A 26,263-nucleotide genomic window follows, 5' to 3' on the forward strand; every position below is an offset into this window, starting at 1 on the left:
AGAGGGAGGGTCACAGCCGGCTCTTGACGGTCCCGATCAGGCGGGCCGGGTCCGGGCCGACGGGGGCGTCGTCCAGCATGGTCACGCCCGCCTGGATCCGCCGGGTCAGCTCGATCGTCTCGCGGGTTCGGCCGAGGGGCCTGTCGTACGCCTTGCCGTGCCGTCTCTCGACCACCTGCGGGCCAAAGGCGCCGAGACCGGTGATCGCGCGGCCTCCAGAGATCGCGTCCAGCCCTGCGGCCGTCCGGGCGATGAGGACGGGGGTTCGGTGGAGAGCTCCATCAGTCGCCGTCCTGTCCGTGGTCGTCGAGGAGTGCCGGTACGTCCCAGTCGCGGGCCACCGCACCGGTGTCGGCGCCGGGCCGGGCGGGAGGTGTGCGCACGCCCGTGGAGGTCGCGGAGAAGCGCGGGGCGGGTGCGGGCTGCGTGATGCCGCCGTGGTCGGTGAAGGTGCCGCGGGCGGCCAGATGAGGGTGGTGCGGGGCCTCCCGGAGGGTCAGGACGGGGGCCACACAGGCGTCGGAGTCCGCGAAGACGGCCGTCCACTCGTCCCGGGTACGGGCCTTGAAGCGGGCCGCGACGCGCTCGCGCAGCTCGCCCCAGCGGGTCCAGTCCTTGCGGGCGCCGGCCAGGTCGTCCAGACCGCCGAGCAGCCGCAGGAACTCGGCGTAGAACTGCGGCTCCAGGGCGCCGACGGCCATGTGGCCGCCGTCGGCGGTCTCGTAGGTGCCGTAGTACGGGCAGCCGCCGTCCAGCAGGTTGGCGCCGCGCCGGTCCTGCCAGCCGCCGGCGGCCAGCATGCCGTGGATCATCGCGGACAGGTGCGCCGTGCCGTCCACGATGGCGGCGTCCACGACCTGGCCGGTACCGACCGCGCGCGCGTGGTGCAGGGCGGCGAGGACGCCGACGACGAGGTAGAGCGCGCCGCCCGCGTAGTCGCCCAGCAGGTTGGCGGGGACGGCCGGGGGTTCGTCGGGGCGGCCGATCATGCCGAGGGTGCCGGTGAGGGCGATGTAGGCGATGTCGTGTCCCGCGCGGTGCGCGAGCGGGCCCTCCTGGCCCCAGCCGGTCATCCGGCCGTAGACCAGGCGGGGGTTGCGGGCCAGGCAGTCCTCGGGGCCGACGCCGAGCCGCTCGGCGACGCCGGGACGGTAGCCCTCGACCAGGACGTCGGCGCGGGCGGCCAGGTCGAGGACGCGGGCAGGGCCGTCCGGGGACTTCAGGTCGACCAGGACCGAGCGCTTGTTGCGGTTGGTGACGTCGTAGTCCGGGTCGATCGCGAGCCCCGGGCCGCCGGGCCGGTCGACGCGGACCACGTCGGCGCCCAGGTCGGCGAGGAGCATGGCGGCGAACGGGCCCGGTCCGATGCCGGCCAGCTCGACCACGCGCACGCCGGAGAGCGGGCCCTGGCCTGGCGTCCCTGCCGTGGTCATGCCGCCCCCAGTCATGTGACACAACTGATGTAACACCGACGATGGTAAGAACGCGTTCCACCGGGCACAAGAGTGGACGAGCAAGCGCTTAGTCAAGATACCCCGCGGGGGTGCGTCCGCACCCCTCACGCTAGCCTCAGCCACCGACAACGGCACGGGTTGTGCAACCGAGAGGTGTCATGAGCAGGCTAAAGACGACAGACCGTCCCTACGACGTCGTGCTCTTCGGAGCCACCGGCTTCGTCGGCGCGCTCACCGCCGAGTACCTCGCCGCCCACGCGCCGCAGGGCCTGCGCTGGGCCGTCGCGGCCCGCGACGAGCGCAGGCTGGAGGCGCTGCGCGAGCGGCTGCCGGACGGCGCCGGGGTCGGGGTGCTGCGCGCCGACGTGTCGGAGCCCGCCACCGTCCGCGCGCTCGCCGAGCAGGCCCGCGTGGTGGCCACGACGGTCGGTCCGTACGGCCGTCACGGCGAGCAGCTGGTCGCGGCCTGCGCGGACACCGGCGCCGACTACCTCGACCTGTGCGGCGAGCCGGAGTTCGTGGACCTGATGTATGTACGGCACGACGCACGCGCGCGGGAGACGGGCGCCCGCCTGGTGCACGCGTGCGGTTTCGACTCGGTCCCGCACGACCTGGGCGCGTACTTCACGGTCCGGCAGCTGCCGGAGGGCGTGCCGCTGACCGTGGACGGGTTCGTGAGCGTCGACGCGGCCTTCTCCGGCGGCACCTTCGCCTCCGCCCTGGACCAGTTCGCACGCCCACGGCAGATGGTCGCCGCCGCCCGCGACCGCGCCCGGCACGAGCCCCGGCTGGTGAGCCGCCGGACCAACGCGCCGACGGGTGTCCCGCGGTTCGCGCCCGAGGTCGGCGCCTGGGCGCTGCCGCTGCCCACCATCGACCCCCAGGTGGTGCGCCGGTCGGCCAGGGCCCTGGACCGCTACGGCCCGGACTTCCGGTACCGGCACTACGCGGCCGTCAGGCACCTGCCGGTGGCCCTCGGCGGCATGGCGGCCGTCGGCGCGGTCGCCGCGGCCGCCCAGGTGCCGCCCGCCCGCCGCTGGCTGTCGGACCGCCTCAAGCCCGGTCAGGGGCCCGACGCCCAGAAGCGGGCCCGCAGCTGGTTCAGGGTCCGGTTCGTCGGCGAGGGCGGCGGACGGCGGGTGTTCACGGAGGTCTCGGGCGGGGATCCCGGCTACGGCGAGACGGCGAAGATGTTCGCCGAGGCCGCCCTGTCCCTGGCCCACGACGACCTGCCGCCGACGGCCGGCCAGGTCACCACGGCTCAGGCGATGGGCGACGCGCTGACCGAGCGGCTGCGCGCGGCCGGGATCGGTTTCCGGGTGGCGGCCACCCGGTAGACCCGGAGGGACCCGACCGGGCCCGGCCGGGAAAGGCGGTCAGGACTGCCACCGCAGCACGGTGTAGAGCATCCCGACGACCCAGGCGAACCCCGCCACCGCGGAGAGGACCAGTGCCGCGTGCACGGCACGCTCGGCGGACCGGGCGGGGTGGGCCGGGGACTTGGGCGCGCGCTGTGTCGTCATGCGGGCCAGCCTGCCGCCCATCGGTCACAGCGGCATCCGTACACGTACTCAGAATCGCTACTCAGGCCTGGGCTTCACGCAGCGCGCTCCGGCACAGCGCGTCCGCCCGGCGGGTGGTCTCCGGCAGCCGGTGGGCCGGGGTGAGCGCGAGGGTGTGGGCACAGGCGTTGTCGAGGCTCACCCGATGGCCGACGGAGACGAAGACCGGCTTGACGGCGTCCCGGGTGCGCAGCGCGCGACCGACCTCCTCGGTACCGGCGAGGAGCGGCGCTTGGCTGCCGCGCGGGGTGTCCGGGGCGTCGTACGCGAAGGTGAACGGGTTCTTGGCGACGCCGATGGTGGGCAGGCCGGTGAGGACGCCCAGGTGGCTGGCGAGGCCGAAGCGGCGCGGGTGGGCGAGGCCGTAGCCGTCGCAGACGACCAGGCCCGGCGGGCAGGGCAGGGCGTCCAGGGCGGCGCGTACGGTCGGGATCTCGCGGAAGGCGAGCAGGCCGGGCACGTACGGGAAGGACACCCGGCCGACCGCGGTCGCCTCGGCGACGGTCTCCAGGGTCGCCGCGTCCAGGACGACGGCCGCGGCGGCGACCAGGTCGCGCTCGTCGTCGTAGGCCACGTCGACGCCGGTGACGAACCCGGTGCCGGGCGCCGGGCCCGGCTCGTCGAGGACCACCCGCCCCCGCAACTCGTCCTGCACGGCCAGGGCCTGTTCCTCGGTCGCGGGCCAGCCCGCGGGGGCACGCACGGTCGTCGTCATGGTGCAGACGAGGGTAGCGGCCCGGCACGCGCGCGTGCGGTGACGGGCGATTCCGGCCGAGTCACCGCACGCGCGCGTGGCGTCAGCTCTTCAGCTCTTCTTGCTGTCGAGGGCACGCTGCAACTCGGCCTTGTTCATGTGCGAACGGCCTTCGATGCCGCGCTGCTTGGCCTCGTTGTACAGCTGGTCCCGGGTCGGCCCCTGGGAGCCCTGCCGGTTGCCGGAGCGCTGGCCGCCGCGCTTGCCGGACGACATGTCCTGCGTGGAACTGCGGCTCGCCGTCTTCGACTCACCGGACCGGGCCCGTTCCTTGTTGACGGTCCGGGCGGCGATCTCCTCGGCGCGACTCTTGCTCTCGCCCCGGTCGAGCGCGCTCTCCTTGATGTGCTCGTACTGGCGTTCCCGTTTCGGGCTGGATCCGCGTGGCATGACCGCTCCTTTCTCGGGATGCGGGAACCGGGTACCCGCCGGTCAGCTCTCCAGACGTGCCGCCCGCCCCTGCTCACCGGCCGCCCAGCAGCTCAGATCCGGTGTGCAGGCCACGGTGTCGTACGAGCCGGTGTCGACGGTCCGCCAGGTGCGGCCGCCGTCGGTGGTCAGGTCGGTGCCGGTGGGACCGACGGCGAGGGCCGTGCCGCGGCTGTGCGGGAGCCAGGCCACGCCGGAGCGGTAGGCGAACGGCGGAGCGGCGGCGGACCGCCAGCTGCGGCCGCCGTCCGGGGTGACCGCGGCCGCTCGCGGCGAGGCCTGGTCGGCGCGGTAGTCACCGCCGACCGCGAGGCCGTGCGCGCGGTCCCGGAAGGCGAGGGCGAAGACGCCCTTGGCAGGATCGCCCGCCGGGATGGTGGTGTCGGCAGCGGTCCAGGTCAGGCCGCGGTCGGTGGAGTGCAGCACGCGCGCGTGCGCGCCACCGCCGGTGGCCAGCCAGGCGTCCTTCGGCCCGGAGGCGACCAGGCACTGGCCGCTCGCCGCGAAGCCCGCCTCACCGGCCAGGGCGGCGGGCATGCCGTCGCCGGGCAGCACGCGCCAGGAACGGCCGCCGTCGCTCGTCGACAGGATGCGGAACTTCCCGTCGACCGGGTCGCTGACGGCGAGGCCGTGGCGGCGGTCGAAGAAGGCCAGGCAGTCGTAGAAGGCGGCCGGGTCGGTGTTGCGGAAGGACTCCGTCCAGGTCCGGCCGCCGTCGTCGGTGCGGTAGACCCGGGACGCCTCGCCCTCGCCGATGGCCAGCACCACCGCGCGGCGCGCGTCGAACGCCTCGACGTCCCGGAACTGGAGGTCGCCCGCGCCGGGCGGGGAGACGTTGCGCCAGCTGGTCCCGCCGTCCGTGGTGCGCAGCACGGTGCCGTCGGTGCCGGCCAGCCAGGCGGTGTTCCGGTCGACGGCGGCCAGGCCTCGGAACCGCACGTCGGGGGTGCCGGTGTCCTTGACCGCCCAGTGCGGTGCCCGCGGCGCGGCCTGTGCGGAACCGGCGGTCAGCGCGGCCAGTGCCGCCGCGCTCGCCGCCGCCGCCGCGACCGTCCGGCCGGTGCGTCGGGCTCGTCCTGTGCGTCGCGTGCTCCCCATGCGCCTCATGGCGCGCGAAGCTAGCCGACCACCACCGCGCCGTCCAGAGGGCCCAGCGGTCGCGGCGGCCCGGTGCGACAGGTAAGCCGCGGGTGTGAATAGGCCCGGTGACAGAGGTCACTCGGCTCTCCTGTGCACGGATCGGCCGCTTCCGTCGTCTCTTCCAGTGCCAGGTCTCACACGCCCGGACATCCGTACCACCGTCACGAGGGAGCAAGGCGTTGTCCACCGTCATCGAGCAGCCCGTAGAGGCCCGCCTGGTCGCCGCGTCACCGCGTATGCCGAGCATTCCCGCCACCCTGCACTACGACCGCGAGGACCCCTTCGCGGTGCGCATGACGTTCCCGGCCCCGGCCACCCTGGAGGGGGTCGACGTCTGCTGGACGTTCTCCCGCGAGCTGCTGGCGGCCGGACTGCACGCGCCCGAGGGCAACGGGGACGTCCGGGTACGGCCGTACGGCTACGACCGGACCGTGCTGGAGTTCCGCGCCCCCGAGGGCACCGCCGTCGTGCACGTGCGCACGGGCGAGATACGGCGGTTCCTGGAGGCCACCGGCGACCTGGTCCCCGCCGGTCTCGAACACCTCCAGCTGGACCTGGACCACGACCTGGCCGAGCTGATGCGGGACGCCTGCTGACCCGGCGCCCCCGCCACCGGCAGGGCGCCGGAACCGCCCTCGCCATGGCCCGGCCGCCGGTGACCGGTCGCGGTGCTCAATCGCGTTGACACGCCCCGCGGCCCTTCCTAACGTTGACGACGGTTCTGTTGCCGTCGATCGGAGAAGGACGTTGCTCGTCTGAGGTCCTGAGACACCGCGTCACACCCGTGGGGTGTGTCTGTGGCGTTCGACCTCGGCGTGTGAGCCGTCCTCCCGGCGCAGGATCTCCTCCTGGCCCTCCCGGCTTCCGCCTCGCGGTGTCTCGACACGCGTTCGCCCCCCGACACCGCAAGCAACCGCGAGGCGCCCATGTCTGCTTCCGTCACCGTCACCTCCCTGTCGTACGCCTGGCCCGACGGCTCCCCCGTCTTCGACGGCCTGGACATCTCCTTCGGCCCCGGCCGCACCGGCCTGGTCGGCGTCAACGGATCAGGGAAGTCGACGCTCCTGAAGCTCGTCGCCGGGCAGCTCACGCCGGCCGACGGCACCGTGAAAGTGGCCGGCGAGGTCGGTCACCTCCCGCAGAACGTCACGCTCGACACCGCCCTGCGCGTCGACGAGGCGCTCGGCATCGCCGCACGGCGGGCCGCGCTGCACGCCATCGAGGCGGGCGACGCGTCCGAGCGGCACTTCGAGACGCTCGGCGACGACTGGGACGTCGAGGAGCGCGCCCTGGTCACCCTCGGCGAACTCGGGCTCGGCCACATCGGCCTGGACCGGACCGTCGGCGAGGTGTCCGGCGGCGAGTCGGTACTGCTGCGGCTGGCCGCGCTGCTCCTTCGGCGGCCGGACGTGCTGCTGCTCGACGAGCCCACCAACAATCTCGACCTGTACGCCCGCAGGCGGCTGTACGCGGCCGTGGCGTCCTGGCCGGGCGTGCTGGTCGTGGTCAGCCACGACCGCGAACTCCTCGACCTGGTCGACCAGATCGCCGACCTGCGTGCCGGGGAGGTCACCTGGTACGGCGGCAACTTCTCGGCGTACGAGGAGGCCCTCGCCGTCGAGCAGGAGGCGGCCGAGCGCATGGTGCGGGTCGCCGAGGCCGATGTCCGCAAGCAGCAACGCGAACTCTCCGACGCCCAGGTCAAACTGGCCCGCCGCAAGCGGTACGGGCAGAAGATGTTCGAGCAGAAGCGCGAGCCGAAGATCGTCATGGGGGCGCGCAGGCGCGCGGCACAGGAGTCCGCGGGCAAGCACCGCGTCATGCACCAGGAACGCCTCGCCGAGGCGAAGGAGCGGCTGGACGAGGCGGTGGAGGCAGTGCGGGACGACGACGAGATCCGCGTCGAACTGCCGTACACGGCCGTGCCACCGGGCCGCAACGTGCTGACGCTGGAGAAGCTCGAACTCGCGCACGGCTCGCGGGTCGAGGGGATCCTGGAGCTGCGCGGGCCCGAGCGGATCGCGCTCGTCGGGCGCAACGGCGCGGGCAAGACGACCCTGCTGCGGACGATCGCCGGGGAGCTGGCGCCGGTCGCGGGCGCGGCGCACGCGCACGTGCCGATGCGTTTCCTGCCCCAGCGGCTGGACGTCCTCGACGACGAGCTGACCGTCGCCGAGAACGTGGCCCGGTTCGCGCCGGACGCCGGCAACAACCGGATCCGGGCCCGGCTGGCCCGCTTCCTGTTCCGGGGCGCGCGGGCCGACCGGAAGGCGGGGACGCTCTCCGGCGGCGAGCGCTTCCGGGCGGCGCTGGCCGCGCTGCTGCTGGCCGAACCGGCGCCGCAGCTGCTGATGCTGGACGAGCCGACGAACAACCTCGACATGGCGAGCGTCCGGCAGCTCACCACGGCTCTGGAGTCGTACGCGGGCGCCCTGATCGTGGCCAGTCACGACCTGCCGTTCCTGGAGTCGATCGGGATCACCCGGTGGCTGCTGATGGCAGACGGGCAGCTGACCGGCACGACGCCTGAGGAGGTGGCCGGCCTCGGGGAGGGCACGGCCTGAGACCCGGGGGTTTTGTCGACACGGAACCGACCTGCATGATGGCGGTCCGGCGCCCCGACACGGGCGCCGGACCGAACCCCGACCTCGGAGACCTGTCGTGCCCAGCAAGAAGGCCCTCATCCGCCGCCCCAGCCCGCGCCTCGCCGAAGGCCTGGTGACGCACATCGAGCGGGAGAAGGTCGACGTCGAGCTCGCCCACGAGCAGTGGGAGGCGTACGCGCAGACGCTGCGCGCGCACGGCTGGGAGACCGTCGAGGTGGATCCGGTGGACGACTGCCCGGACTCGGTGTTCGTCGAGGACACGGTCGTCATGTACAAGAACGTGGCGCTGATCACCCGGCCCGGCGCCGAATCCCGGCGCGCGGAGACGGCCGGCGTGGAGGAGGCGGTGGCCCGCCTGGGCTGCTCGGTGAACTGGATCTGGGAGCCGGGCACCCTGGACGGCGGTGACGTCCTCAAGGTGGGCGACACCGTCTATGTCGGCCGCGGCGGGCGGACCAACGCGGCCGGCGTGCAGCAGCTGAGGGCCGCGTTCGAGCCGCTGGGCGCGCGCGTGGTCGCCGTGCCGGTGAGCAAGGTGCTGCACCTGAAGTCGGCGGTGACCGCGCTGCCCGACGGAACGGTCCTGGGGCACATCCCGAACGTGGACCGGCCGTCGCTGTTCCCGGGGTTCCTGGCGGTCCCCGAGGAGGCGGGCGCCCATGTGGTGCTGCTCGGCGGCGGCAAGCTGCTGATGTCGGCGAGCGCCCCGAAGACCGCGGAGCTGCTGGCCGACCTGGGGCACGAGGTGGTCACCGTGGACATCTCCGAGTTCGAGAAGCTCGAGGGATGTGTGACGTGCCTCTCGGTGCGGATGCGGGAGCTGTACGCCTGACGAGTGATCCATTTCGCCCCTTCAGCCCCGGGACCTGCGGGTCCCGGGGCCGTTCGGCATGTCCGAATCGCCTTGTGCACAGCACCTGATCAGCAATCTTTACAGCGCACTTAACCTACGGCTTCGTAACCTACGGATTCGTAGCCTACGATCTCGTAGGTTCCGGCACCGCTCGCCGGTCCTGCCTCGTTCATCCGCTCTTGTTCGGCGTCCCCCTGGAGTTCCCGTGACGATCACTTCTCCCCATCTCGGCAGCCCGTCCGTGTGGACCGACGCGCGGCTGCTGTACGCCCTGGAGGAAGTGGTCGAGAAGGAGCTGAACCGGCATCTGAAGGTCGCCAAGGACTGGATGCCGCACGAGTACGTGCCGTGGAGCGACGCCCGCAACTTCCCCGGCTTCTTCGAGGACGGCCAGGCCTGGGGCAAGGAGCAGTCCAAGGTCACCGAGATCGGCCGGACCGCGCTGGTGGTGAACCTGCTCACCGAGGACAACCTGCCCAGCTACCACCACGAGATCGCCTCGCTGTTCGGCCGGGACGGCGCCTGGGGCACCTGGGTGCACCGCTGGACCGCCGAGGAGGGCCGGCACGGCATCGTGATGCGCGACTACCTGCTCGCCTCGCGCGCGGTGGACCCGGACAAGCTGGAGCAGTTCCGGATGTCGCACATGAGCGAGGGCTTCGAGTCGGACAACCGTCACTCCATGCTGCACTCGATCGCCTACGTCGCCTTCCAGGAACTCGCGACCCGCATCTCGCACCGCAACACCGGCCACCAGTCCGGCGACCCGGTCTGCGACCGCATGCTGGCCCGCATCGCGACCGACGAGAACCTGCACATGGTCTTCTACCGCAACCTCCTGAAGTCGGCGTTCGAGCTGGCCCCCGACCTGACCATGCAGGCGGTGCGGGACGTCGTGGTCAACTTCCGCATGCCCGGCCACGGCATCCCCGGCTTCGAGCGCGCCGCCGCCCAGATGGCGATCGGCGAGGTCTACAACCTGCGCATCCACCACGACGACGTGCTGCAGCCGGTGCTGCGCCACCTGAAGGTCCTGGAGATCGACGGTCTGGGCCCGGAGGGCCTGCAGGCGCAGGACGAACTCGGCATGTTCATGGGCGGTCTGAACGCGGAGGCCTCGAAGTTCGACGAGAAGCTGGCCGCGCGCAAGGCCCGGATGGCGGCGCGCGCCGGCGCCTGACGCCGGGACGGGCGGACGCCCGGGAGGGCGGCGGGGGCGCTAGGCGGCCACCCGCCGCTTGTACTCCTCCGGGTAGCGCTCGGTGAACTTCACGGCCCCGACCAGCAGCGCGACGGGGACCACCCAGTTGAACCAGTCGCTGCCGGCCGGGATCCGGATGGCGAGCCAGGTGGACAGCGCCATCAGCGCGAAGGCCGTGCCCCAGGCCGTGGTCAGCACCGTGTTGACGTGCCGGAAGACGGGCGAGTCCCAGTACTCGCGCGGCACCGAGTGGCGGGCGTACTGCGCGGTGAAGGGGTCGGACAGCAGCGAGCCGAGCGCGACCACGGCCACCACCGCGTTGGAGATGACCTGCGCGTACGTCTCCAGCCAGATCAGCTCGTGTCGGTCCAGGGCGAGGGCGAGGACGCAGAGCACGGCGAAGAACACGATGGCGACCATGTCCAGGAGGAAGTACCGGCCCCTGAGCATGTCCCTGCCGGAGAGCACGACGGCGGAGACCAGCGCGGCCAGCGCCGCGTACTCCCAGGTACTGGGGCCGGCCACCACGCCGAAGACGATCCACGGGGCGAAGGAGAGGAACACGCTCCCGGCGCCGACGGGTCGCTCGGCCCTGGTCCGGGTGGCGGGCCGCTGGTCGGTGTGTCCCATGGGAGCTCCTCCCCTCGCCACGTCGCTCTCCTACCAGCGTGCCGCGCGAGCGGACCACCCGCATGCCTGCGGCCCGCCGCCGGGCGAGCCCGCCTCCCCTCCCGGCTCCCGATGCTGCCGCCGGCGTCCGGGGACCCCGCCGCCCGGACGTCCCCGGCGGGCCCGGGTTCAGCGGGACGCGCGGCGCAGTTCCAGGCGTTCCTTCTCGGAGAGGCCGCCCCAGACGCCGAAGCGTTCGTCGTTGTCCAGCGCGTACTCCAGGCAGGCCGACCGCATCTCGCACATGCCGCAGATGCGCTTGGCCTCGCGCACCGAACTGCCGGGCTCGGGGAAGAAGAAGTCCGCCCCGGTCTGCGCGCACAACGCCTGCGCCTGCCAGGCCGGTACGGGCGTGCGGGGCGGGGTGATGGTGTCGAAGTGCATGGCCAGGATCGTGCCGGGCGGCGAAAAACGTTCGATCAACGCCTGCTCAACGGGACTTCGACGGAGCACCGCAGCCTCGATCATGCGCTTGCGCACCACGCCCGCGCACGGCGGCGCGCGGAGCGGGTCCGGAACTCGGCGGAAGTGCCGGGTGACCCACGGTAACGGGGGCGGTGACGGGCGTGGGACGGCAGTAATTGTCAGTGGGCGGTGGAAGACTCGGCCCAGCAGAGAACAGGACCCTTCCGAGGAGGGCGATGATGCTCACCACCCGTTTCGTCGACGGCGCTCCCAACTGGATCGACCTCGGCACGCCCGAGATCGACGGCGCCGTCTCCTTCTACCACGGTCTGTTCGGCTGGCAGTTCCAGTCGGCGGGCCCCGAGGCCGGCGGTTACGGATTCTTCCAACTGGACGGCAGGATCGCCGCCGGCGGTATGCAGACCACCCCGGCACAGGGTCCGCCCTCCTGGACGGTGTACTTCCAGAGCGGGGACGCGCAGGCCACCGCGAAGGCGGCCGAGCAGGCGCACGGCAGCGTGCTCGCCCAGCCGATGGACGTGCTGGGCCAGGGCCACCTGGCGATCCTCGGCGACCAGGCGGGCGTGCCCTTCGGCATCTGGCAGCCGGCGCGCAGGAAGGGCGTCGACGTGGCGGGCGCTCCGGGTTCGCTGTGCTGGGTGGAGCTGTACACCCCGGACATCGCGGCCGCGGCCGCCTTCTACCACCGGGTGCTGGGGCTGGAGACCTCCGGCGTGCCCTTCCCCGGCGGCACCTACACCTGCGTCAACCCGGCGGGCGGCGACGAGGGGTCGATGTTCGGCGGCATGGTCCCGCTGGCCGAGGACCCGGCCGAGGCGCAGGCCGGCGCGTACTGGCTGCCGTACTTCGAGGTCGAGGACCCGGACGCGGTGGTCGAGAAGGCCCAGCAGACGGGGGGCAGGGTGCGAATGCCGGCGACCACGCTGGAGGGGGTGGGCCGGATGGCCAAGCTGGCCGACCCGTACGGCGCCCGGTTCGCGGTGATCAAGAGCGAACCGCAGCAGCCCTGAGGGCCGCCGCGCGGCGACCGCCGGGGCGGCTCAGGCGGTCGCGCGCCGTATCAGCGTCGTGGGCAGGACGACACCGGCCGGTGCGCCGCTCGCCGACCCCCCGCGGGTCAGCGTGGACAGCAGCAGCCGGGCCATCAGCCGGCCCATCTCCTCGATGTCCTGACGGACCGTCGTGAGCGCCGGCTCGCTCTGTCCGGCCACGGGCAGCACGTCGTCGAAGCCGATCACGGCCACGTCCTCGGGCACCCGGCGGCCGCGCTCGCCCAGGACGCGCAGGGCGCCGAGCGCGGTGAGGTCGTTGGCGGCGAACACGGCGTCCACGTCGGGGCAGCGGTCGAGGAGTTCGCCCATCGCGCGTTCGCCGCCGGCCGGGGTGAAGTCGCCGGCGGCCACAAGCCGCGGGTCGCCCTCCCCCATGACGTCCCGGTACCCCTGGAGCCGGTCGGCCGCCGACGTCTGGTCCAGCGGCCCGGTGATGTGCGCGATCCGGGTCCGGCCGAGGGCGACGAGATGGCGTACCGCCTCCTCGGCGCCGCCCCGGTTGTCGCAGTCGACGTACACGGCGCTGTTCGAGCCGCCGCTCCAGCCGGGCCGGCCGCCGAACACGGTGGGCACCCCGGCGCCCTCGATCAGACCGGGCAGCGGGTCGTCGAGGTGGAGCGAGAAGACCAGCGCGCCGTCGACATGACCTCCGGCGAGGTAGCGGGCCACCCGGGCATGGTCGTCCCGGCCCTCCGTGAGCAGCAGTACGAGCTGGTTGTCGTGGGCCGTCAACTCCTTGCTGATCCCCCGCAACTGGAGGGCGAAGAAAGGGTCCGCGAAGATCCGGGTCTCCGGTTCTGCGATGACGACGGCGACGGCGTCGTGCCGTTTGGTGACGAGGCTGCGGGCCGCCTGGTTGGGGACGTAGCCGAGTTCCTCGACCGCCCGCCGGACCCGCTGGACCAGGGGCTCGCGCACCCCGTCCCCGCCGTTGACGACCCGTGACACGGTGGCCCGGGAGACCCCGGCCCGCGCGGCCACGGCCTCCAGGGTGGGGCGCGACCCTGCGTCGGACACCTCGGCCCTCCTCCTCGGCGGCTGACGATCAGCATAGCCCCGGACACAGGACGCGGTGAGAGCGCTCTCCCGGCACGCCCCAACCCAAGTCCCGCCGTCAGGAGGGTTGTTCGGGGCGGGCCCGGCTCGGCTGGACGCGTCTGGGCTCGCCCGGCATCTTCGGGTACTCCGGCGGATAGGGCAGGTCGCCCAGTCCGTGCTCGTGTTCGTCGCGGCGGGCGAGTTCCAGCAGGGCGTCGAGCGAGTAGGCGTGGTCGTCCATGTCGGCGTGCACGTCGCCGGCCTCGGCGAACCGGACCGGCATGGTGACGAGGTCGAAGTCCTCCGGGCGGACGTGGTCGACCTCCTCCCAGCGCAGCGGCGCGGAGACGGGCGCGTGCGGGCGGGGCCGCAGGGAGTAGGCGGAGGCGATGGTGCGGTCGCGGGCGGTCTGGTTGTAGTCGACGAAGATGCGCTCGCCGCGTTCCTCCTTCCACCACTTGGTGGTGACCCGGTCCGGCATCCGGCGTTCCAGCTCGCGGCCCACGGCGATCGCCGCGCGCCGGACCTGGGTGAAGGTCCAGCGGGGTTCGATGGGCACGAAGACGTGCAGCCCGCGGCCGCCGGAGGTCTTGGGCCAGCCCCGCAGTCCGCCGAACTCGTCCAGGACCGCACGCAGTTCGTGGGCGGCGCGGACCGCGTCGGCGAAGTCGGTGCCGGGCTGCGGGTCGAGGTCCAGGCGCAGCTCGTCGGGGCGGTCGACGTCCCCCCGGCGCACCGGCCACGGGTGGAAGGTGAGCGTGCCGTACTGCGCGGCCCACACCACGGCGGCCTCCTCGGTGGGGCACATCTCGTCGGCGGTGCGCCCGCTGGGGAAGGTGATGTGGGCCGTGGGGATCCAGTCGGGCATGCCCTTGGGGGCGCGCTTCTGGTAGAACCACTCGCCCTCGATGCCGTCCGGGTAGCGCTGCAGGGTGGTGGGGCGGTCACGCAGGGCGCGCAGGACGCCGGGGGCGACCGCCGCGTAGTAGCGGGCGACGTCCAGCTTGGTGAGACCGCGCTCCGGGAAGAACACCTTGTCCGGGCTGGACAGCCGTACGGTCCGGCCGGCCACCTCCAGTTCCACCGCATCGCCCATGCGGCCACGGTAGGCGCGCCACCCCCACCGCGCATATCGGCTCGACGCGGTCCGCGGTCCGCGGTCCGCGGTCCGCGGTCCGTACCGGGAGGGTGCCGCGTGACGAGCGGGCGCCGGGAAGCGCTCGTAGAGTCATGGCATGGATCTGCCGGTGATGCCGCCCGTGAAGCCGATGCTCGCCAAGCCGGTGGCGAAGATCCCGCCGGACATGCAGTACGAGGCGAAGTGGGACGGCTTCCGCGCGATCGTCTTCCGGGACGGCGCCGAGGTGGAGCTGGGCAGCCGCACCGGGAAGCCGTTGACCAGGTACTTCCCCGAGCTGGTGACGGCCCTGAGGGAGCGGGTGCCCGAGCGGTGCGTGCTGGACGGGGAGATCGTGATCGCGCGGGAGGGCCGACTGGACTTCGACGCGCTGACCGAGCGGATCCACCCGGCGGACTCCCGGGTGCGCGCCCTGGCGGAGCGGGCCCCCGCCTCCTTCGTCGCCTTCGACCTGCTGGCGCTGGCCGACGAGTCGCTGCTCGACGTCCCGCTGAGCGACCGCCGCGCGCTGCTCACGAGGGCGCTGGACGGGGTCACCCCGCCCGTGCATCTGGCGCCGGCGACGACCGACGTCGAGGTGGCCCGGCGGTGGTTCGAGCAGTACGAGGGGGCCGGCCTGGACGGGGTCGTCGCCAAGCCGCTGACGCTGCGCTACCGGCAGGACGAGCGGGCCATGTTCAAGGTCAAGCACGAGCGGACCGCCGACGTCGTGGTGGCCGGGTACCGCCTGCACAAGAGCGGTCCGGTGGTGGGCTCGCTGCTGCTGGGCCTCTTCGACGACCGGGGCGCCCTCCAGCACGTGGGTGTGTCGGCCGCGTTCCCGATGAAGCGGCGGGCCGAGCTGATCGAGGAGCTGGAGCCGCTCCGCATGGCCGACGTCCTCGGCCATCCGTGGGCGGCCTGGGCCGAGGAGGCGGCGCACGAGACGGCCCGGCTGCCCGGCGCGCCGAGCCGCTGGTCGGGCAAGAAGGACCTGTCCTGGGTGCCGCTGCGGCCGGAGCGGGTGGCCGAGGTGGCGTACGACCACATGGAGAACGGCGCCCGCTTCCGGCACACGGCCCGCTTCCGCCGCTGGCGCCCGGACCGCGCACCGGAGAGCTGCACGTACGCCCAGCTGGAGGAGCCGGTGCGCTACGACCTCGACGAGATCCTGGGCTCCTGACCCGGCGGCACCGCCCCGTCACGCCCCCGGCTACGGCTTGAAGATGACCTTCACCGCGCCGTCCTGCTTGTGCTGGAACATGTCGTACGCGTGCGGGGCGTCGGACAGGGGCAGCCGGTGGGTGGCGAAGTCCTCGACGCCGAGGGTGTCCTCGTCCGTCAGGTACGGGATGATCTTGTCGGTCCAGCTGCGGACGTTGGCCTGGCCCATGCGCAGCTGGATCTGCTTGTCGAACAGGGTGAGCATCGGCATCGGGTCGGCCATGCCGCCGTACACACCGCTCAGGGAGATCGTGCCGCCCCGGCGGACCAGGTCGATCGCCGTGTGGAGGGCGGCGAGCCGGTCGACGGCGAAGCGTTCCGCGATCGGGCCGGCGATCTTGCGGGGCAGCATGCCGGTCGCGGCCTGCGCCATCTTTGCGGCGGCGCTCCCGTGCGCCTCGGTGCCGACGGCGTCGATCACGGCGTCCGGGCCGCGGCCGCCGGTCTCGTCCTGGATCGCGCGGACCAGGTCCTTCTCGTTGTCGAAGGCCCGCAGGTCGTACGTCTCGACGCCGCGGCGGGCGGCCCGCTCCAGCCGCTCGGTCACCAGGTCGATGCCGAACACCCGCTCGGCCCCGCGTGCCCTGGCGATCCGGCAGGCCATGTCGCCGATCGGCCCGAGGCCGAGGACGGCGAGGGTGCCGCCGGGCGGGACGGCGGCGTACTCGACGGCCTGCCAGGCGGTGGGGAGCACGTCGGAGAGGTAGACGAAGCGGTCGTCGGACGGCCCCTCGGGCACCTTGATGGGGCCGAACTGGGCCTGCGGGACGCGCAGGTACTCGGCCTGGGCGCCGGGGACCGCGCCGTAGAGCCGGGTGTAGCCGAACAGGGCCGCGCCCATGCCCTCGCCGGTGACCTGGGTGGTCTCGCACTGGGTCATCAGTCCCGTCGAGCACATGAAGCAGTGCCCGCAGGCGATCTGGAACGGCACCACCACCCGGTCGCCCGGCCTCAGGTTCGGCACCTCGGAACCGGTCTCCTCGACGATGCCCATGGGTTCGTGGCCGAGGATGTCACCCGGGGTCATGAACGGTGTGAGCACCTCGTAGAGGTGCAGGTCCGAGCCGCACAGGCCGGTCGAGGTGATGCGGATGACGGCATCCGTGGGCTGTTCGATGCGGGGGTCGGGCACGTCGTCCACCCGTACGTCCCGTCGGCCCTGCCAGGTGACTGCCTTCATGACTCGCGCTCCCTCTGTCGCGTGCGCACCGGTGCCGGCCACGCGTTCCGCATGGCGGCCCGAGCCGGGTACCCGAGCCCTCCGGCCCGAATCACCGACGCCGCACCGCAGGTGGGGGCATGTGGCCCTGTCCGACCGGTTCCGACCGGCCATGGTCACCGATGAAGGTCCAGGTGCGGAGGCGGTTGCGTCGGCCGCCGTCGGCGCGGGAACACACCGTGGCCGTCATGACGTCCGCAAGGCCGTGACTCGTGCCGGAGCGCCCGGCTACCGCGCGCGCGACCGCACGGCCGAGATCGCCTCCTCCACCTCCGTGATCGCCTGGCGGGCGACGACGGCGAAGCCGTCTGTGTTCTCCGGTTCGGTCCACCGCTCGTAAGCCATCTTCAGTGCCAGGATGCCCAGGTGCGCGCTCACCTCGGCCAGCAGGCCGGGGGCGCCGCGGCGCTCCATGGCCGCCGACAGCGCGGCGGTCAGGCTCATGCTCTTGAGGCCCTCGCGCTCTCGGAGGTCGGGGTGGGCGTCGATCACCGTCCGTCTGCGGGCCACTGCCGAGCGACGTTCGGATATGAAGACCTCTTGGCCCACTGCGTCAAGGGCGTACCCCATCGCCTGGAGCGGACCGGCCTGGGGCGGGGCTGCGGCGATCCCGGCCAGCAACGGCTCCAGCAGCGCGTCCTCGCCGAAGAGTACGTCGCGCTTGTCCTTGAAATGCCGGAAGAAACTGCTCTTGGCGAGACCGGCACGTTGCGCGATGTCCTGCACGGTCGTGTTCTCGTAGCCGCGCTCGGCGAAGAGTTCGAGCGCGGCGTCAGACAGCCGTTGCGACGCATTGGGTTCCCAGCGAGCCATGGCCCCATCCTATGGGACTTTGTCTCATCACGATGTACAGTGACGAGACAAAGTCCCATCAGTAGGAGTGGAGCTTCCCCATGAACCGAGCCGTGGTGCACCAGGCGTTCGGCGGGCCCGAGGTCCTTGAGCTGCGTGAGGCCCCCGAGCCGCACGCGAAGGCGGGCGAGGTCCGCGTGAAGGTGGCCGTGGTCGGTCTCAACCCGATGGACTGGATCCTCACCTCGATGCCCGAGATAGCCGAGCGGTTCGGCATCTTTCTGCCGGCCGGCTTCGCGACCGACTTCGCCGGCACCGTGGACGAGGTCGGCGAGGGCGTGACCGGCTTCGCCGTGGGCGACCGCGTCTACGGCGGGGCGCTGGGCCGGGCCGCCGCCGACCACGCGGTGGTCAACCTCGCGACGGACACGATCCTGCACACGCCCGAAGGGATCAGCGACGAGGTCGCCGCCACGCTGTCGGTGGCCGGCATGACAGCCTCGGCCGCCCTCGCGGCGATCGACGTGCAGGCCGGCGACACGGTGCTGATCGGGAACGCCTCCGGTGGCGTGGGCGTGCTGGCCGTCCAGCTCGCCAGGCTCGCCGGCGCCCGGGTGATCGGCACCGCTTCCAGGTCGACCTTCGACTTCATCGGGCGTCTCGGAGCAGAAGGCGTGGCCTACGGCGACGGCCTGGCCGACCGGGTGCGTGACATCGCTCCCGACGGGATCAGCGCAGCCACCGACCTGTTCGGCACCGAGACCGCCGAGGCCGCCCTGGCCCTCGGCGTACCCGCCGAGCGGATCTCCACCATCGCCGCGGGCCCCAACCCGCCCGGCGGCGTCAAAGCCACCGGCGGCTTCAATGGCACCCCCGAGGACCTGAAGCGGATCACCGACGGCATCGCCGCCGGTGACATCACCGTGCCCATCGCGGCCACCTTCCCCATCCGGCAGATCCAGGACGCCGTGCGGCAGCAGGCCGACCGTCACGTCCACGGGAAGATCATCGTCACCCTGTGAGCACGTGGCACGGGCCGCGCCTCCCGAAGAGCGGGAGGCACGGCCCTACCTGACCACCACCCTGCACGAAAACGACCTGCGCACCGCACCCGACGGCCGGCCACCGATCACCCGTGTCAAGAAGGCTGCGGGTCAAGACACCTGGGCGCGGGAGACGGCGGGCTCCGTGGGGTTGCGCAGGTCCTCCGCCGCGTCCGCGACCCGGCGGATCAGGTCGAAGAACCGGCTCTGCTCCTCGGGCGACAGCGGGGCGAGGAAGACCTGGTTCATCCTCGCGGTGCGGACGGCGAGCCTGCGGTGCGTGCGCAGGCCGTCGTCGGTGAGGCGAAGCAGGAACCGGCGCCCGTCCTGCGGGTCGCGCACCTTGTCGAGGAGCCCGCGCCGGCCCAGCCGGCTGATGACCTCGGCAATGGTCGAGCGGTCCAGGCCCACCCGCTCCCCCACGGTCCGCTGGTCCAGTCCCGGCTCGGCGACCAGCGCGTTCAGCACGGCGAACTGCGGCGAGGTGATCTCCTCCGAGACCATCGTGTTCCACAGCAGGTAGTGGGCCTGCTGCAGCCGCCGGGCCAGGTGCCCGGGGTGGGTGGTGAGGTCCACCGCGGCCATATACGCTCCCGTGATCCGAATTCGTTGGTGCACTGAACGATACTCCCGGCCGCCTGTCCTGTCTGTGCACCCGTCTGCCATCGGCCCAGGTCTTGACTGGTGCCGAGGCGAGTGGCAGCGTGGCAGGCATCTCACGAAATGCTCAGTGCCCTGACTATCTGGCTGAGATCCCCACGCCCCTGACGGGGCGCTCACGCTGAGGACTTCCTGTGCCACTCACCCAAGCCGACATCGACGCCGAGATCGCCGCCGAGCACGCCGCCTACGAGAAGCGGGTGGCCGAAGGGGCCCCCGTCGAACACCACCCCCGCCGGGACTACGCCCCCTACCGTTCCTCCGTCCTCCGGCACCCGAAACAACCCCTGGTCGCCATCGACACGACCAGGGACCCGGAGCTGGTGGAGCTGCACTCCCCCGCGTTCGGGGAGCGGGACATCACCGGGATAGACAATGACCTGACCCGGCAGCACAGCGGGGAGCCGATCGGTGAGCGGATCACCGTGTCCGGGCGGCTGCTGGACCGGACCGGCCGGCCGGTGCGGGGGCAGCTGATCGAGATCTGGCAGGCCAACTCGGCGGGCCGCTACGCGCACCAGCGCGAGCAGCACGACGCCCCGCTGGACCCGAACTTCACGGGGGTGGGCCGGACGATCACCGACGCCGACGGCGGCTACCACTTCACCACCATCCAGCCGGGCCCCTACCCCTGGCGCAACCACCTCAACGCGTGGCGTCCGGCGCACATCCACTTCTCGATGTTCGGTACGGCGTTCACGCAGCGGCTGGTGACACAGATGTACTTCCCGAGCGACCCGCTGTTCCCGTACGACCCGATCATCCAGTCGGTCACCGACGACGCGGCCCGGCAGCGTCTGGTCGCGACCTACGACCACGGCCTGTCCGTGCCGGAGTTCTCGATGGGCTACCGCTGGGACATCGTGCTGGACGGCCCCGCCGCCACCTGGATCGAAGAAGGACGCTGACCCGCCATGACGAAGACCGACACGGGCAGCCCGGAAAACGTGCTGCCCACCCCGTCGCACACGGTCGGCCCGTTCTACGGGTACGCGCTGCCGTTCCGCGGCGGCGAGGACATCGCGCCCCTCGGGCACCCGGACACGATCACGGTCCACGGCTACGTCCTCGACGGCGCGGGCGAACCGCTGCCCGACGCGCTCGTGGAGCTGTGGGGGGCCGACCCGGACGGGAACGTGTCCACGACCGACGGTTCGCTCCGGCGCGACCCGGCGACCGGCGACCACCTCGGCCGCAACGGCGTGGAGTTCACCGGCTGGGGCCGGATCCAGACGGACACGAACGGACACTGGTACGCGCGCACGCTGCGGCCCGGCGCCCGCGGCGGCAGCGCGCCCTACCTCAGCGTGTGCGTGTTCGCGCGCGGGCTGCTGGTGCACCTGTTCACCCGGATCTACCTGCCGGGCGACGACGCGGCGCTCGCCGCCGACCCGCTGCTCACCCGGGTGGGCGAGCGACGCGACACGCTGGTCGCCGCCGACGAGGGCCGCGGGACCTACCGTTTCGACATCCGCCTTCAGGGCGAGGGCGAGACGGTCTTCCTGGAGTTCCAGTGAGTTCAGTGGAGTACGGCGGCGGTGACGACGCCGGGCTGCTCGGCCCCGGCTGGTCCGGCTCCGCCGCCGCGGCCGCGACCGGCGACCGTGCCTGGCTGCGGGCGCTCCTCGACGCGGAGGCGGCCCTCACCCGCGCCCAGGCAACCCTCGGGCAGGCCCCGGCCGCGGCCGCGACGGCCGTGACCGAGGCGGCCGATCCCGGACGGTTCGACGCCGGCGCCCTCGCGGAGCGCGGGCGCGGCGGCGGCAACCCGGTCATCCCGCTGGTCGCGGACCTCACCAAGGCGGTCGGCCCGGAGCACGGGCCGTACGTGCACCGGGGCGCGACCAGCCAGGACATCATGGACACCGCGACGATGCTGGTCGCCGCCCGCACCCTGGACCTCATCCGCGCCGACCTCGGCCGCACCGCGCAGGCGCTGGCCCGGCTCGCCGCCGCGCACCGCGACACGCCGATGCCGGGCCGCACCCTCACCCAGCACGCCGTACCGACGACCTTCGGGCTGAAGGCGGCCGGCTGGCGCTCGCTGGTCCTCGACGCCCGAGACCGCGTGACACGGGTGAGGGAGTCGCTGCCCGCCCAACTCGGCGGCGCGGCGGGTACGCTGGCCGCCTTCGGGGCGTACGGCGCGGAACACGCCGAGCAGCTGCCGGCCGCGTACGCCCGTGAACTCGGCCTGACCGCACCGCTGTTGCCCTGGCACACCCTGCGGACACCGATCGCGGACCTGGCCGGGTGCCTCGCCTTCACGGCCGGGGCGCTGGGGAAGACGGCCGCGGACGTGCTGATCCTGTCCCGTACCGAGATCGGCGAGGTCGCGGAGGGCAGCGGGGGCGGGTCGTCGGCGATGCCGCACAAGGCCAATCCCGTGCGCGCGACGCTGGTCGCGGCGGCCGCCCGGCGCGCTCCGCAGCTCGCGGCCGTCCTGTACGGCTCGATGGCCGCGGCGGACGAGCGGCCGGCCGGTGCCTGGCACGCCGAGTGGGAGCCGCTGCGGGATCTGCTGCGGACCGTCGGCGGCGCGGCGCGGGACGCGGCGGAGCTGGCGGAGGGACTGCGGGTGCACCCGGAGGCGATGCGCCGCAACCTCGACCTCACCCACGGGCTGATCGTCTCGGAGCGGCTCTCGGCCGAACTGACCCCCGTACTGGGCCGGGCCCGCGCCAAGTCGCTGCTCACCGAACTGGCCGGCCGCACCCACACCGAGCACCGCACGCTGCGTGAACTGCTGGCCGAGGAACCCGACCTGACGGACGTCGACATCGACAGCCTGACCGATCCCGCCCGTTACACCGGTGCCGCCGGTGTGCTCACCGACCGTGCTCTGGAGCGACGTTGACCGAGAACCTCCTCAACCACCGCGTCGAGGGCGCCGATTCGGCTCCCCCGCTGCTCCTCGGGCCGTCGCTCGGCACCTCGTACGCCCTGTGGGACGCCGTGGCGCCCGAACTGTCCAGTGCGCACCGCGTCGTGCGCTGGGACCTGCCGGGACACGGCGGTTCGGCGCCCGGCCTGATCAAGGCGGGGGCGACCGTCGGTGACCTCGCCGGTCTGGTGCTCGCACTCGCCGACGCGCTCGGCATCCAGCGGTTCGCCTACGCGGGGGTGTCACTGGGCGGTGCCGTGGGACTGCACCTGGCCGTCCACCACCCGGACCGGCTGGAGAACCTGGCGGTGATCTGCTCCTCGGCCCACTTCGGCGGGTCCCGGCCGTGGGAGGAGCGCGCCGACCGCGTGCGCCGGGAGGGGGTGGAGTGGCTGGCCGAGAACGCCCCCGGCCGCTGGTTCACCCCCGGCTTCACCGTGCCGCGGCTGATCGAGGACCAGCGGTCGGCCGACCCGGAGGCGTACGCCGCCTGCTGCGACGCGCTGGCCGCCTTCGACCTGCGCGACCGGCTCGGCGAGATCGCCGTCCCGACCCTGCTGATCGCCGGCCGGCAGGACCAGGCGACCCCGCCGCCGCACCTGCGCGAACTCGCGGACGCGGTCGCCGCGTCCACCCTGGTCGAGCTGCCGGGCGCGGCGCATCTGGCGCCCGCGCAGTGCCCCGAGGCCGTCCTCACCGCGCTCCGCTCCCACCTCGACGGTGGCGCCGGGCGCGGGATGGCCGTACGCCGGGAGGTGCTCGGCGACGCGCACGTCGACCGGGCCCAGGCCCGGCAGACCCCGTTCACGGCTCGCTTCCAGGACTTCATCGCGCGCTACGCCTGGAGCGAGATCTGGACCGACCCCACCCTCTCCCGCCGCGAACGCAGCATGATCACCCTCACCGCGCTGGTCGCCCACGGCCACTACGACGAGCTGGCCATGCATGTGCGGGCGGCCCGGCGCAACGGGCTGACGCCGGAGGAGATCGGCGCGGTGCTGCTGCAGACGGCCGTCTACTGCGGCGTCCCGGCGGCGAACTCGGCGTTCGCGACGGCCCAGCGGGTGCTGGCGGAAGAGGAAGGGTGACCCTGCCGGGGAGGGGCACATGTGCGGGCACTGTGCCTACGGCGGGGGTAGGTCCACCATCCTGATCACGGGCGCCACCGCCGGGCTCGGCCGGTACGTCGCCTTCGCACCGGTCCGTGCGGGCCACCTCGTCCTCCGGGAGGTGCAGAAACGCCCCTCAGCGGTCACCGGCCGACTCCTCGCGCTGTGGCGCGCCCCGCAGGGGCGCCGGGAACCGCGCGGCCAGCTCCCACCCGCCCGCACCCCGCGGCGAACCGGTCAACGCAACCCCCGTCCCGTCTCCAGGACCTCCCTGGCCTGAGCGACCAACCCGTCGGCCCCACACGACCGGGCCAACGCCAGACCCCTGTTCAACTCGGCCACCGACCGCGCGGCGATCCCGTACTCCACCCGAGCCGCCGCATGCTCGTACTGGCAGGGCGACGCCTCCAGATACGCCACCGCCTGCGAGGCCAGCCGCACCTGTCGCTGCCCGGTCTCCAGCGCGGCAGCGCACCGCAGCGCCTCGCCGATCGCGGTGTCCGTGCCGAACCGCTCGGCCTGCCGCCGCGCGTCACTCGCCAGGCGCGCCGCCCGCACCGGGTCCTCGTTCGCGAGGGCGCGAGCGAGGTCGAGCGCCCAGGGCACCACCACGGGGTTGAAGTGGCCGCGCGCGGCGGCCGCCTTCTCCGCCGACTCCAGTTCGTTCACGGCCTCCTTCGTGCGGCCGACGGCGAGCAGCAGCCGGCCGCGCACCGACCGCGGGTCCGGCATGACGATGGTGGAGGGGTACGGCGGTGCGAAGCCGTACTGCTCGGCGGTCTCCCAGGCCTGCTGCACATGGCCGCGGGCGAGCAGCGTGTCGACGAGGTTGCAGGTGGCGGTCCAGTACAGGGGCAGCCGACGGCCGACCCGCTCGGCGATCCGCAGGGACTCCCGCAGCGAGGTCTCCGCGTCCCGCAGCCGGCCGCGCCTGCGGTGGCCCAGGCCGACGTAGGCGTGGGCGAGGGCGAGATGGCCGCCGCTCCAGCCGGCGGACTCGTAGGACCGCAGGGCCTCGTTGTACAGGCTCTCCGCGCGGTCGAGGCGGTCGGCGTAGACGTAGGAGCTGGCGAGCATCAACAGGAGTTCGATGCCCCACTCGGTGTCGGTCCAGCCGAGTCCGGGTGCGAGCCGGCCGTTGACGAGGGCGCGGTCGCACAGCTCGACCACCTCCTCGGCGCTGCCACCCTGGATGAGCAGGTCGAAGCCGCGCAGCATGAGCAGGGCGCGCTCGGAGTTGTCGCGCCCGGTGCAGGTGGCGGCGAGGGCGGCGAGCCGTTCGGAGCGGCGGGGGGAGACGGCCTCGCCGGCGATGCCCTCCCACATGAACTGGACCGCCTGGAGCCGGAGTCTCGCCGGTCCCTCCTCGTGCCGCGCGGCCTCCGCCTCGACCGTGCGGACCGCTTCCTCCAGCTGGTCGTTGTGGAGGAGGGCCTGGGAGAGCCGGAAGACGGCGTCGACGCGTTCGGGACCGGCGAGGCCGTCCATGGCCAGGGCGCTCCGCAGGTGGCCGATGGTGACGGCGGGCTTGGTCAGGAGGGTGGCGCAGCCCAGTTCGTAGAGCACGCGCGCGTGGACCTCGGGGAGGGGCGGTTCGAGCAGGGCGCGTTCGAGGCAGCGGCGGGCCGCGTCCGGGGCGCCGACGGCGAGGTGCTCCTTGGCCGCGTCCCGCAGCTGTTCGACGAGTTCCTCGTCGTCGTCCGGGTGCACCTTCAGCAGGTGGCGGGAGGCCTCGGCGATGCCACGGCCGTCATCGATGACGATCTGGGCGGCGATGCCGTGCATGGCGGTGCACATCGCGGGCGGGATGGAGTTGTAGACGGCGGTGGCGATCAGCGGGTGGACGAACTCCAGGTCGCCGACGTGGGTCCGGGAGCCGGCCGGGTCGGGCTCGGTCAGGATACGGGCGTTGCGCAGCAGCTCCGCGCAGCGTTCGGCGTCGTCCAGCGCCATGCTGGCGAGCTGGGCGACGAGGTCGACGCAGATGCCGGTGCCGAGGATGGCGGCGGCCCAGGCGAACCGGGTGGCGTCGACGCCGAGGCCTTCGAGCCGGGTGACGAGTCCGCCGCCCCTGGCCGACCGGTTGAGGGCGCGCAGTTCGCCGGCCCTGGCCTCGACGGGGTCGACCTCGCTGTCCTGGACCTTGGCGAGGAGTTCGACGGTCTCGTAGGGGTTGCCGCCGGTGACGGCCCAGACCTCGCGGCAGAACGGGGCGTCGGCGTGCTCGCCGAGGGTGGCGCGGGTCAGGCCCGCGGTGGCGTCCGGGGTGAGGGCGCTGATGGTGCGGACGGGGCGGCCGGCCGCGGCGGCCACGGCGTCGAGCAGGCGGGCGCTGTCACCGCTGACCTCGCCGGGGCGGCGGGCCACCAGGACCAGCACGGACAGGTCGTCGAGGCGTTCGACGAAGGCGGCGAGCCAGGCCAGGGTCTCCTGGTCGGCCCAGTGCGCGTCGTCGAGCAGCAGGACCAGCGGCCAGTCGCGTTTGGCGAGCCGGCGGACGGCGGCGACCAGGCCGTCGCAGACGCCCTGCGGGTCGGCCTGGCGGTCACCGGGGTCCGTTATCCCGAGGGCGGGGCCCGCGATGTCGTACCAGTCGCCCAGGTACTCCCGGGCCTCCTCGGGCAGCAGGGAGACCAGCGCGGGCTGGAGCAGCTGCCGTACCACGTGGAAGGGGACGCTGCGCAGGGTCTCGACGCCCCGCGCGGACCAGACGGTGCAGCCCCGGCGTTCGGCGATGCGGCGGGTCTCGGCCAGCAGCGCGGTCTTGCCGAGCCCGGCCTCGCCGCGCAGGACCAGCAGGTTCCCCGACGTGGAGCGGTCGGCGCACAGGACGTCGAGGGCCTCGGTGACGGCGGCCAGTTCCTCCTCGCGCTCCCAGAGAGGGGCCGTGGCGCCTTCCGGGGACTGCTCCTCCGTCATCCCGCTACCTCCCCAAGTCGCCCGAACGACGTACAGACCACGAGCGTAGCCGTCCTGTTGGCTGTCCGGAGGCGGGTCCGGGCAGCTGTTGCCGTGACGGGTGAGAGCGGGT

Annotated in this window: 25 protein-coding genes and 1 pseudogene; 12 read left to right on the forward strand and 14 right to left on the reverse strand. The window is 73.1% G+C overall.

What is annotated here, in order from left to right; translation table 11 throughout:
* Positions 1–94: 94 nt before the first annotated feature.
* Positions 95–268 (reverse strand): annotated as a pseudogene (locus AB0M11_RS00790) (LLM class flavin-dependent oxidoreductase); the annotation flags it as partial.
* A 13-nt stretch (positions 269–281) separates the two neighbouring features.
* Positions 282–1,433, reverse strand: coding sequence for a CaiB/BaiF CoA-transferase family protein (locus tag AB0M11_RS00795; protein WP_365699849.1), 1,152 nt, complete (start codon positions 1,431–1,433; stop codon positions 282–284).
* Positions 1,434–1,612: 179 nt separating this feature from the next.
* Here AB0M11_RS00795 and AB0M11_RS00800 point away from each other — a divergent pair, with 179 nt between their 5' ends.
* On the forward strand, positions 1,613–2,791 hold the full coding sequence (locus tag AB0M11_RS00800) for a saccharopine dehydrogenase NADP-binding domain-containing protein (RefSeq protein WP_365699851.1): 1,179 nt from the start codon (positions 1,613–1,615) through the stop codon (positions 2,789–2,791).
* Positions 2,792–2,830: 39 nt separating this feature from the next.
* Here the strand turns inward: AB0M11_RS00800 and AB0M11_RS00805 are convergent, their stop codons facing one another.
* The 4 genes from AB0M11_RS00805 to AB0M11_RS00820 all read right to left on the reverse strand — a co-directional run bounded on the left by AB0M11_RS00805 (position 2,831) and on the right by AB0M11_RS00820 (position 5,297).
* The gene (locus tag AB0M11_RS00805; RefSeq protein WP_365699972.1) at positions 2,831–2,977 is read right to left on the reverse strand and encodes a hypothetical protein; all 147 of its coding nucleotides are present in this window, start codon (positions 2,975–2,977) and stop codon (positions 2,831–2,833) included.
* A gap of 61 nt (positions 2,978–3,038) precedes the next feature.
* Positions 3,039–3,731 (reverse strand): endonuclease V, encoded by a 693-nt coding sequence (locus AB0M11_RS00810; protein WP_365699853.1) that lies wholly within the window; start codon positions 3,729–3,731, stop codon positions 3,039–3,041.
* 90 nt (positions 3,732–3,821) lie between these two features.
* Positions 3,822–4,160: a plasmid stabilization protein gene (locus AB0M11_RS00815; RefSeq protein WP_365699855.1), complete on the reverse strand. Its 339-nt coding sequence runs from the start codon at positions 4,158–4,160 to the stop codon at positions 3,822–3,824.
* A 42-nt stretch (positions 4,161–4,202) separates the two neighbouring features.
* Positions 4,203–5,297 (reverse strand): oxidoreductase, encoded by a 1,095-nt coding sequence (locus AB0M11_RS00820; RefSeq protein ID WP_365699857.1) that lies wholly within the window; start codon positions 5,295–5,297, stop codon positions 4,203–4,205.
* A gap of 221 nt (positions 5,298–5,518) precedes the next feature.
* On the opposite strand from AB0M11_RS00820, the gene AB0M11_RS00825 reads away from it, so the two are divergent.
* The 4 genes from AB0M11_RS00825 to AB0M11_RS00840 all read left to right on the forward strand — a co-directional run bounded on the left by AB0M11_RS00825 (position 5,519) and on the right by AB0M11_RS00840 (position 9,978).
* Positions 5,519–5,935 (forward strand): SsgA family sporulation/cell division regulator, encoded by a 417-nt coding sequence (locus tag AB0M11_RS00825; protein WP_365699859.1) that lies wholly within the window; start codon positions 5,519–5,521, stop codon positions 5,933–5,935.
* A 330-nt stretch (positions 5,936–6,265) separates the two neighbouring features.
* Positions 6,266–7,903: an ABC-F family ATP-binding cassette domain-containing protein gene (locus AB0M11_RS00830; protein ID WP_365699861.1), complete on the forward strand. Its 1,638-nt coding sequence runs from the start codon at positions 6,266–6,268 to the stop codon at positions 7,901–7,903.
* A 97-nt stretch (positions 7,904–8,000) separates the two neighbouring features.
* A complete protein-coding gene (ddaH, locus tag AB0M11_RS00835; protein ID WP_365699863.1) occupies positions 8,001–8,777 on the forward strand; it encodes a dimethylargininase in 777 nt (258 codons plus the stop codon).
* Positions 8,778–9,003: 226 nt separating this feature from the next.
* Positions 9,004–9,978, forward strand: a complete 975-nt coding sequence (locus AB0M11_RS00840; RefSeq protein WP_365699865.1) for an acyl-ACP desaturase — start codon at positions 9,004–9,006, stop codon at positions 9,976–9,978.
* Positions 9,979–10,017: 39 nt separating this feature from the next.
* Here the strand turns inward: AB0M11_RS00840 and AB0M11_RS00845 are convergent, their stop codons facing one another.
* The gene (locus AB0M11_RS00845) at positions 10,018–10,629 is read right to left on the reverse strand and encodes a hypothetical protein (protein ID WP_365699867.1); all 612 of its coding nucleotides are present in this window, start codon (positions 10,627–10,629) and stop codon (positions 10,018–10,020) included.
* Positions 10,630–10,797: 168 nt separating this feature from the next.
* Positions 10,798–11,052 (reverse strand): WhiB family transcriptional regulator, encoded by a 255-nt coding sequence (locus AB0M11_RS00850; RefSeq protein WP_174856072.1) that lies wholly within the window; start codon positions 11,050–11,052, stop codon positions 10,798–10,800.
* 260 nt (positions 11,053–11,312) lie between these two features.
* On the opposite strand from AB0M11_RS00850, the gene AB0M11_RS00855 reads away from it, so the two are divergent.
* The gene (locus AB0M11_RS00855; protein ID WP_365699960.1) at positions 11,313–12,104 is read left to right on the forward strand and encodes a VOC family protein; all 792 of its coding nucleotides are present in this window, start codon (positions 11,313–11,315) and stop codon (positions 12,102–12,104) included.
* A gap of 30 nt (positions 12,105–12,134) precedes the next feature.
* On the opposite strand, the gene AB0M11_RS00860 is transcribed toward AB0M11_RS00855, so the two are convergent.
* Both AB0M11_RS00860 and ligD read right to left on the reverse strand, forming a co-directional pair.
* Positions 12,135–13,163 (reverse strand): LacI family DNA-binding transcriptional regulator, encoded by a 1,029-nt coding sequence (locus tag AB0M11_RS00860; RefSeq protein WP_365699870.1) that lies wholly within the window; start codon positions 13,161–13,163, stop codon positions 12,135–12,137.
* Positions 13,164–13,260: 97 nt separating this feature from the next.
* Complete coding sequence (ligD, locus tag AB0M11_RS00865) at positions 13,261–14,280, reverse strand: non-homologous end-joining DNA ligase (RefSeq protein WP_365699872.1); 1,020 nt, start codon at positions 14,278–14,280, stop codon at positions 13,261–13,263.
* A gap of 139 nt (positions 14,281–14,419) precedes the next feature.
* On the opposite strand from ligD, the gene AB0M11_RS00870 reads away from it, so the two are divergent.
* Positions 14,420–15,484 carry an ATP-dependent DNA ligase gene (locus AB0M11_RS00870; protein WP_365699874.1) on the forward strand — a complete coding sequence of 355 codons (1,065 nt, stop codon included), beginning with the start codon at positions 14,420–14,422 and terminating at the stop codon, positions 15,482–15,484.
* Positions 15,485–15,514: 30 nt separating this feature from the next.
* Here AB0M11_RS00870 and AB0M11_RS00875 read toward each other — a convergent pair whose 3' ends face one another.
* Together AB0M11_RS00875 and AB0M11_RS00880 are read right to left on the reverse strand one after the other, a co-directional pair.
* A complete protein-coding gene (locus AB0M11_RS00875; RefSeq protein WP_365699876.1) occupies positions 15,515–16,705 on the reverse strand; it encodes a zinc-dependent alcohol dehydrogenase in 1,191 nt (396 codons plus the stop codon).
* 267 nt (positions 16,706–16,972) lie between these two features.
* Positions 16,973–17,557, reverse strand: coding sequence for a helix-turn-helix domain-containing protein (locus AB0M11_RS00880; RefSeq protein ID WP_365699878.1), 585 nt, complete (start codon positions 17,555–17,557; stop codon positions 16,973–16,975).
* Positions 17,558–17,637: 80 nt separating this feature from the next.
* Here AB0M11_RS00880 and AB0M11_RS00885 point away from each other — a divergent pair, with 80 nt between their 5' ends.
* Positions 17,638–18,558, forward strand: coding sequence for an NADP-dependent oxidoreductase (locus tag AB0M11_RS00885; protein ID WP_365699880.1), 921 nt, complete (start codon positions 17,638–17,640; stop codon positions 18,556–18,558).
* Positions 18,559–18,690: 132 nt separating this feature from the next.
* Here AB0M11_RS00885 and AB0M11_RS00890 read toward each other — a convergent pair whose 3' ends face one another.
* The gene (locus AB0M11_RS00890; protein ID WP_365699882.1) at positions 18,691–19,164 is read right to left on the reverse strand and encodes a MarR family transcriptional regulator; all 474 of its coding nucleotides are present in this window, start codon (positions 19,162–19,164) and stop codon (positions 18,691–18,693) included.
* A gap of 209 nt (positions 19,165–19,373) precedes the next feature.
* Here AB0M11_RS00890 and pcaH point away from each other — a divergent pair, with 209 nt between their 5' ends.
* From pcaH to pcaD, 4 genes are read left to right on the forward strand one after another with little or no spacing between them, the layout of a single operon-like run.
* Positions 19,374–20,147 carry a protocatechuate 3,4-dioxygenase subunit beta gene (pcaH, locus tag AB0M11_RS00895; RefSeq protein WP_365699884.1) on the forward strand — a complete coding sequence of 258 codons (774 nt, stop codon included), beginning with the start codon at positions 19,374–19,376 and terminating at the stop codon, positions 20,145–20,147.
* Between the two features lie 6 nt (positions 20,148–20,153).
* Complete coding sequence (pcaG, locus tag AB0M11_RS00900; protein ID WP_365699886.1) at positions 20,154–20,756, forward strand: protocatechuate 3,4-dioxygenase subunit alpha; 603 nt, start codon at positions 20,154–20,156, stop codon at positions 20,754–20,756.
* Positions 20,753–22,096, forward strand: coding sequence for a 3-carboxy-cis,cis-muconate cycloisomerase (gene pcaB, locus AB0M11_RS00905; protein ID WP_365699888.1), 1,344 nt, complete (start codon positions 20,753–20,755; stop codon positions 22,094–22,096). Before pcaG ends, pcaB begins: the two co-directional genes overlap by 4 nt.
* A complete protein-coding gene (pcaD, locus tag AB0M11_RS00910; RefSeq protein ID WP_365699890.1) occupies positions 22,093–23,211 on the forward strand; it encodes a 3-oxoadipate enol-lactonase in 1,119 nt (372 codons plus the stop codon). Before pcaB ends, pcaD begins: the two co-directional genes overlap by 4 nt.
* Positions 23,212–23,469: 258 nt before the next feature.
* On the opposite strand, the gene AB0M11_RS00915 is transcribed toward pcaD, so the two are convergent.
* Positions 23,470–26,151 carry an AAA family ATPase gene (locus AB0M11_RS00915; RefSeq protein ID WP_365699892.1) on the reverse strand — a complete coding sequence of 894 codons (2,682 nt, stop codon included), beginning with the start codon at positions 26,149–26,151 and terminating at the stop codon, positions 23,470–23,472.
* Positions 26,152–26,263 lie beyond the last annotated feature (112 nt).

The organism is Streptomyces sp. NPDC051987, from assembly GCF_040680735.1.
Lineage (GTDB): Bacteria > Actinomycetota > Actinomycetes > Streptomycetales > Streptomycetaceae > Streptomyces.

Bases quoted from the DNA above. Each gene is read 5' to 3' on its own strand.
- AB0M11_RS00890 (WP_365699882.1), bottom strand. From the start codon at position 19,164: ATGGCCGCGGTGGACCTCACCACCCACCCCGGGCACCTGGCCCGGCGG.
- AB0M11_RS00805 (WP_365699972.1), bottom strand. From the start codon at position 2,977: ATGACGACACAGCGCGCGCCCAAGTCCCCGGCCCACCCCGCCCGGTCC.
- AB0M11_RS00795 (WP_365699849.1), bottom strand. From the start codon at position 1,433: ATGACCACGGCAGGGACGCCAGGCCAGGGCCCGCTCTCCGGCGTGCGC.
- AB0M11_RS00815 (WP_365699855.1), bottom strand. From the start codon at position 4,160: ATGCCACGCGGATCCAGCCCGAAACGGGAACGCCAGTACGAGCACATC.
- AB0M11_RS00885 (WP_365699880.1), top strand. From the start codon at position 17,638: ATGAACCGAGCCGTGGTGCACCAGGCGTTCGGCGGGCCCGAGGTCCTT.
- pcaG (WP_365699886.1), top strand. From the start codon at position 20,154: ATGACGAAGACCGACACGGGCAGCCCGGAAAACGTGCTGCCCACCCCG.
- AB0M11_RS00870 (WP_365699874.1), top strand. From the start codon at position 14,420: ATGGATCTGCCGGTGATGCCGCCCGTGAAGCCGATGCTCGCCAAGCCG.
- AB0M11_RS00880 (WP_365699878.1), bottom strand. From the start codon at position 17,557: ATGGCTCGCTGGGAACCCAATGCGTCGCAACGGCTGTCTGACGCCGCG.
- AB0M11_RS00820 (WP_365699857.1), bottom strand. From the start codon at position 5,297: ATGGGGAGCACGCGACGCACAGGACGAGCCCGACGCACCGGCCGGACG.
- AB0M11_RS00810 (WP_365699853.1), bottom strand. From the start codon at position 3,731: ATGACGACGACCGTGCGTGCCCCCGCGGGCTGGCCCGCGACCGAGGAA.
- AB0M11_RS00830 (WP_365699861.1), top strand. From the start codon at position 6,266: ATGTCTGCTTCCGTCACCGTCACCTCCCTGTCGTACGCCTGGCCCGAC.
- AB0M11_RS00850 (WP_174856072.1), bottom strand. From the start codon at position 11,052: ATGCACTTCGACACCATCACCCCGCCCCGCACGCCCGTACCGGCCTGG.
- AB0M11_RS00875 (WP_365699876.1), bottom strand. From the start codon at position 16,705: ATGAAGGCAGTCACCTGGCAGGGCCGACGGGACGTACGGGTGGACGAC.
- AB0M11_RS00855 (WP_365699960.1), top strand. From the start codon at position 11,313: ATGCTCACCACCCGTTTCGTCGACGGCGCTCCCAACTGGATCGACCTC.
- AB0M11_RS00845 (WP_365699867.1), bottom strand. From the start codon at position 10,629: ATGGGACACACCGACCAGCGGCCCGCCACCCGGACCAGGGCCGAGCGA.
- AB0M11_RS00800 (WP_365699851.1), top strand. From the start codon at position 1,613: ATGAGCAGGCTAAAGACGACAGACCGTCCCTACGACGTCGTGCTCTTC.
- AB0M11_RS00915 (WP_365699892.1), bottom strand. From the start codon at position 26,151: ATGACGGAGGAGCAGTCCCCGGAAGGCGCCACGGCCCCTCTCTGGGAG.
- ligD (WP_365699872.1), bottom strand. From the start codon at position 14,280: ATGGGCGATGCGGTGGAACTGGAGGTGGCCGGCCGGACCGTACGGCTG.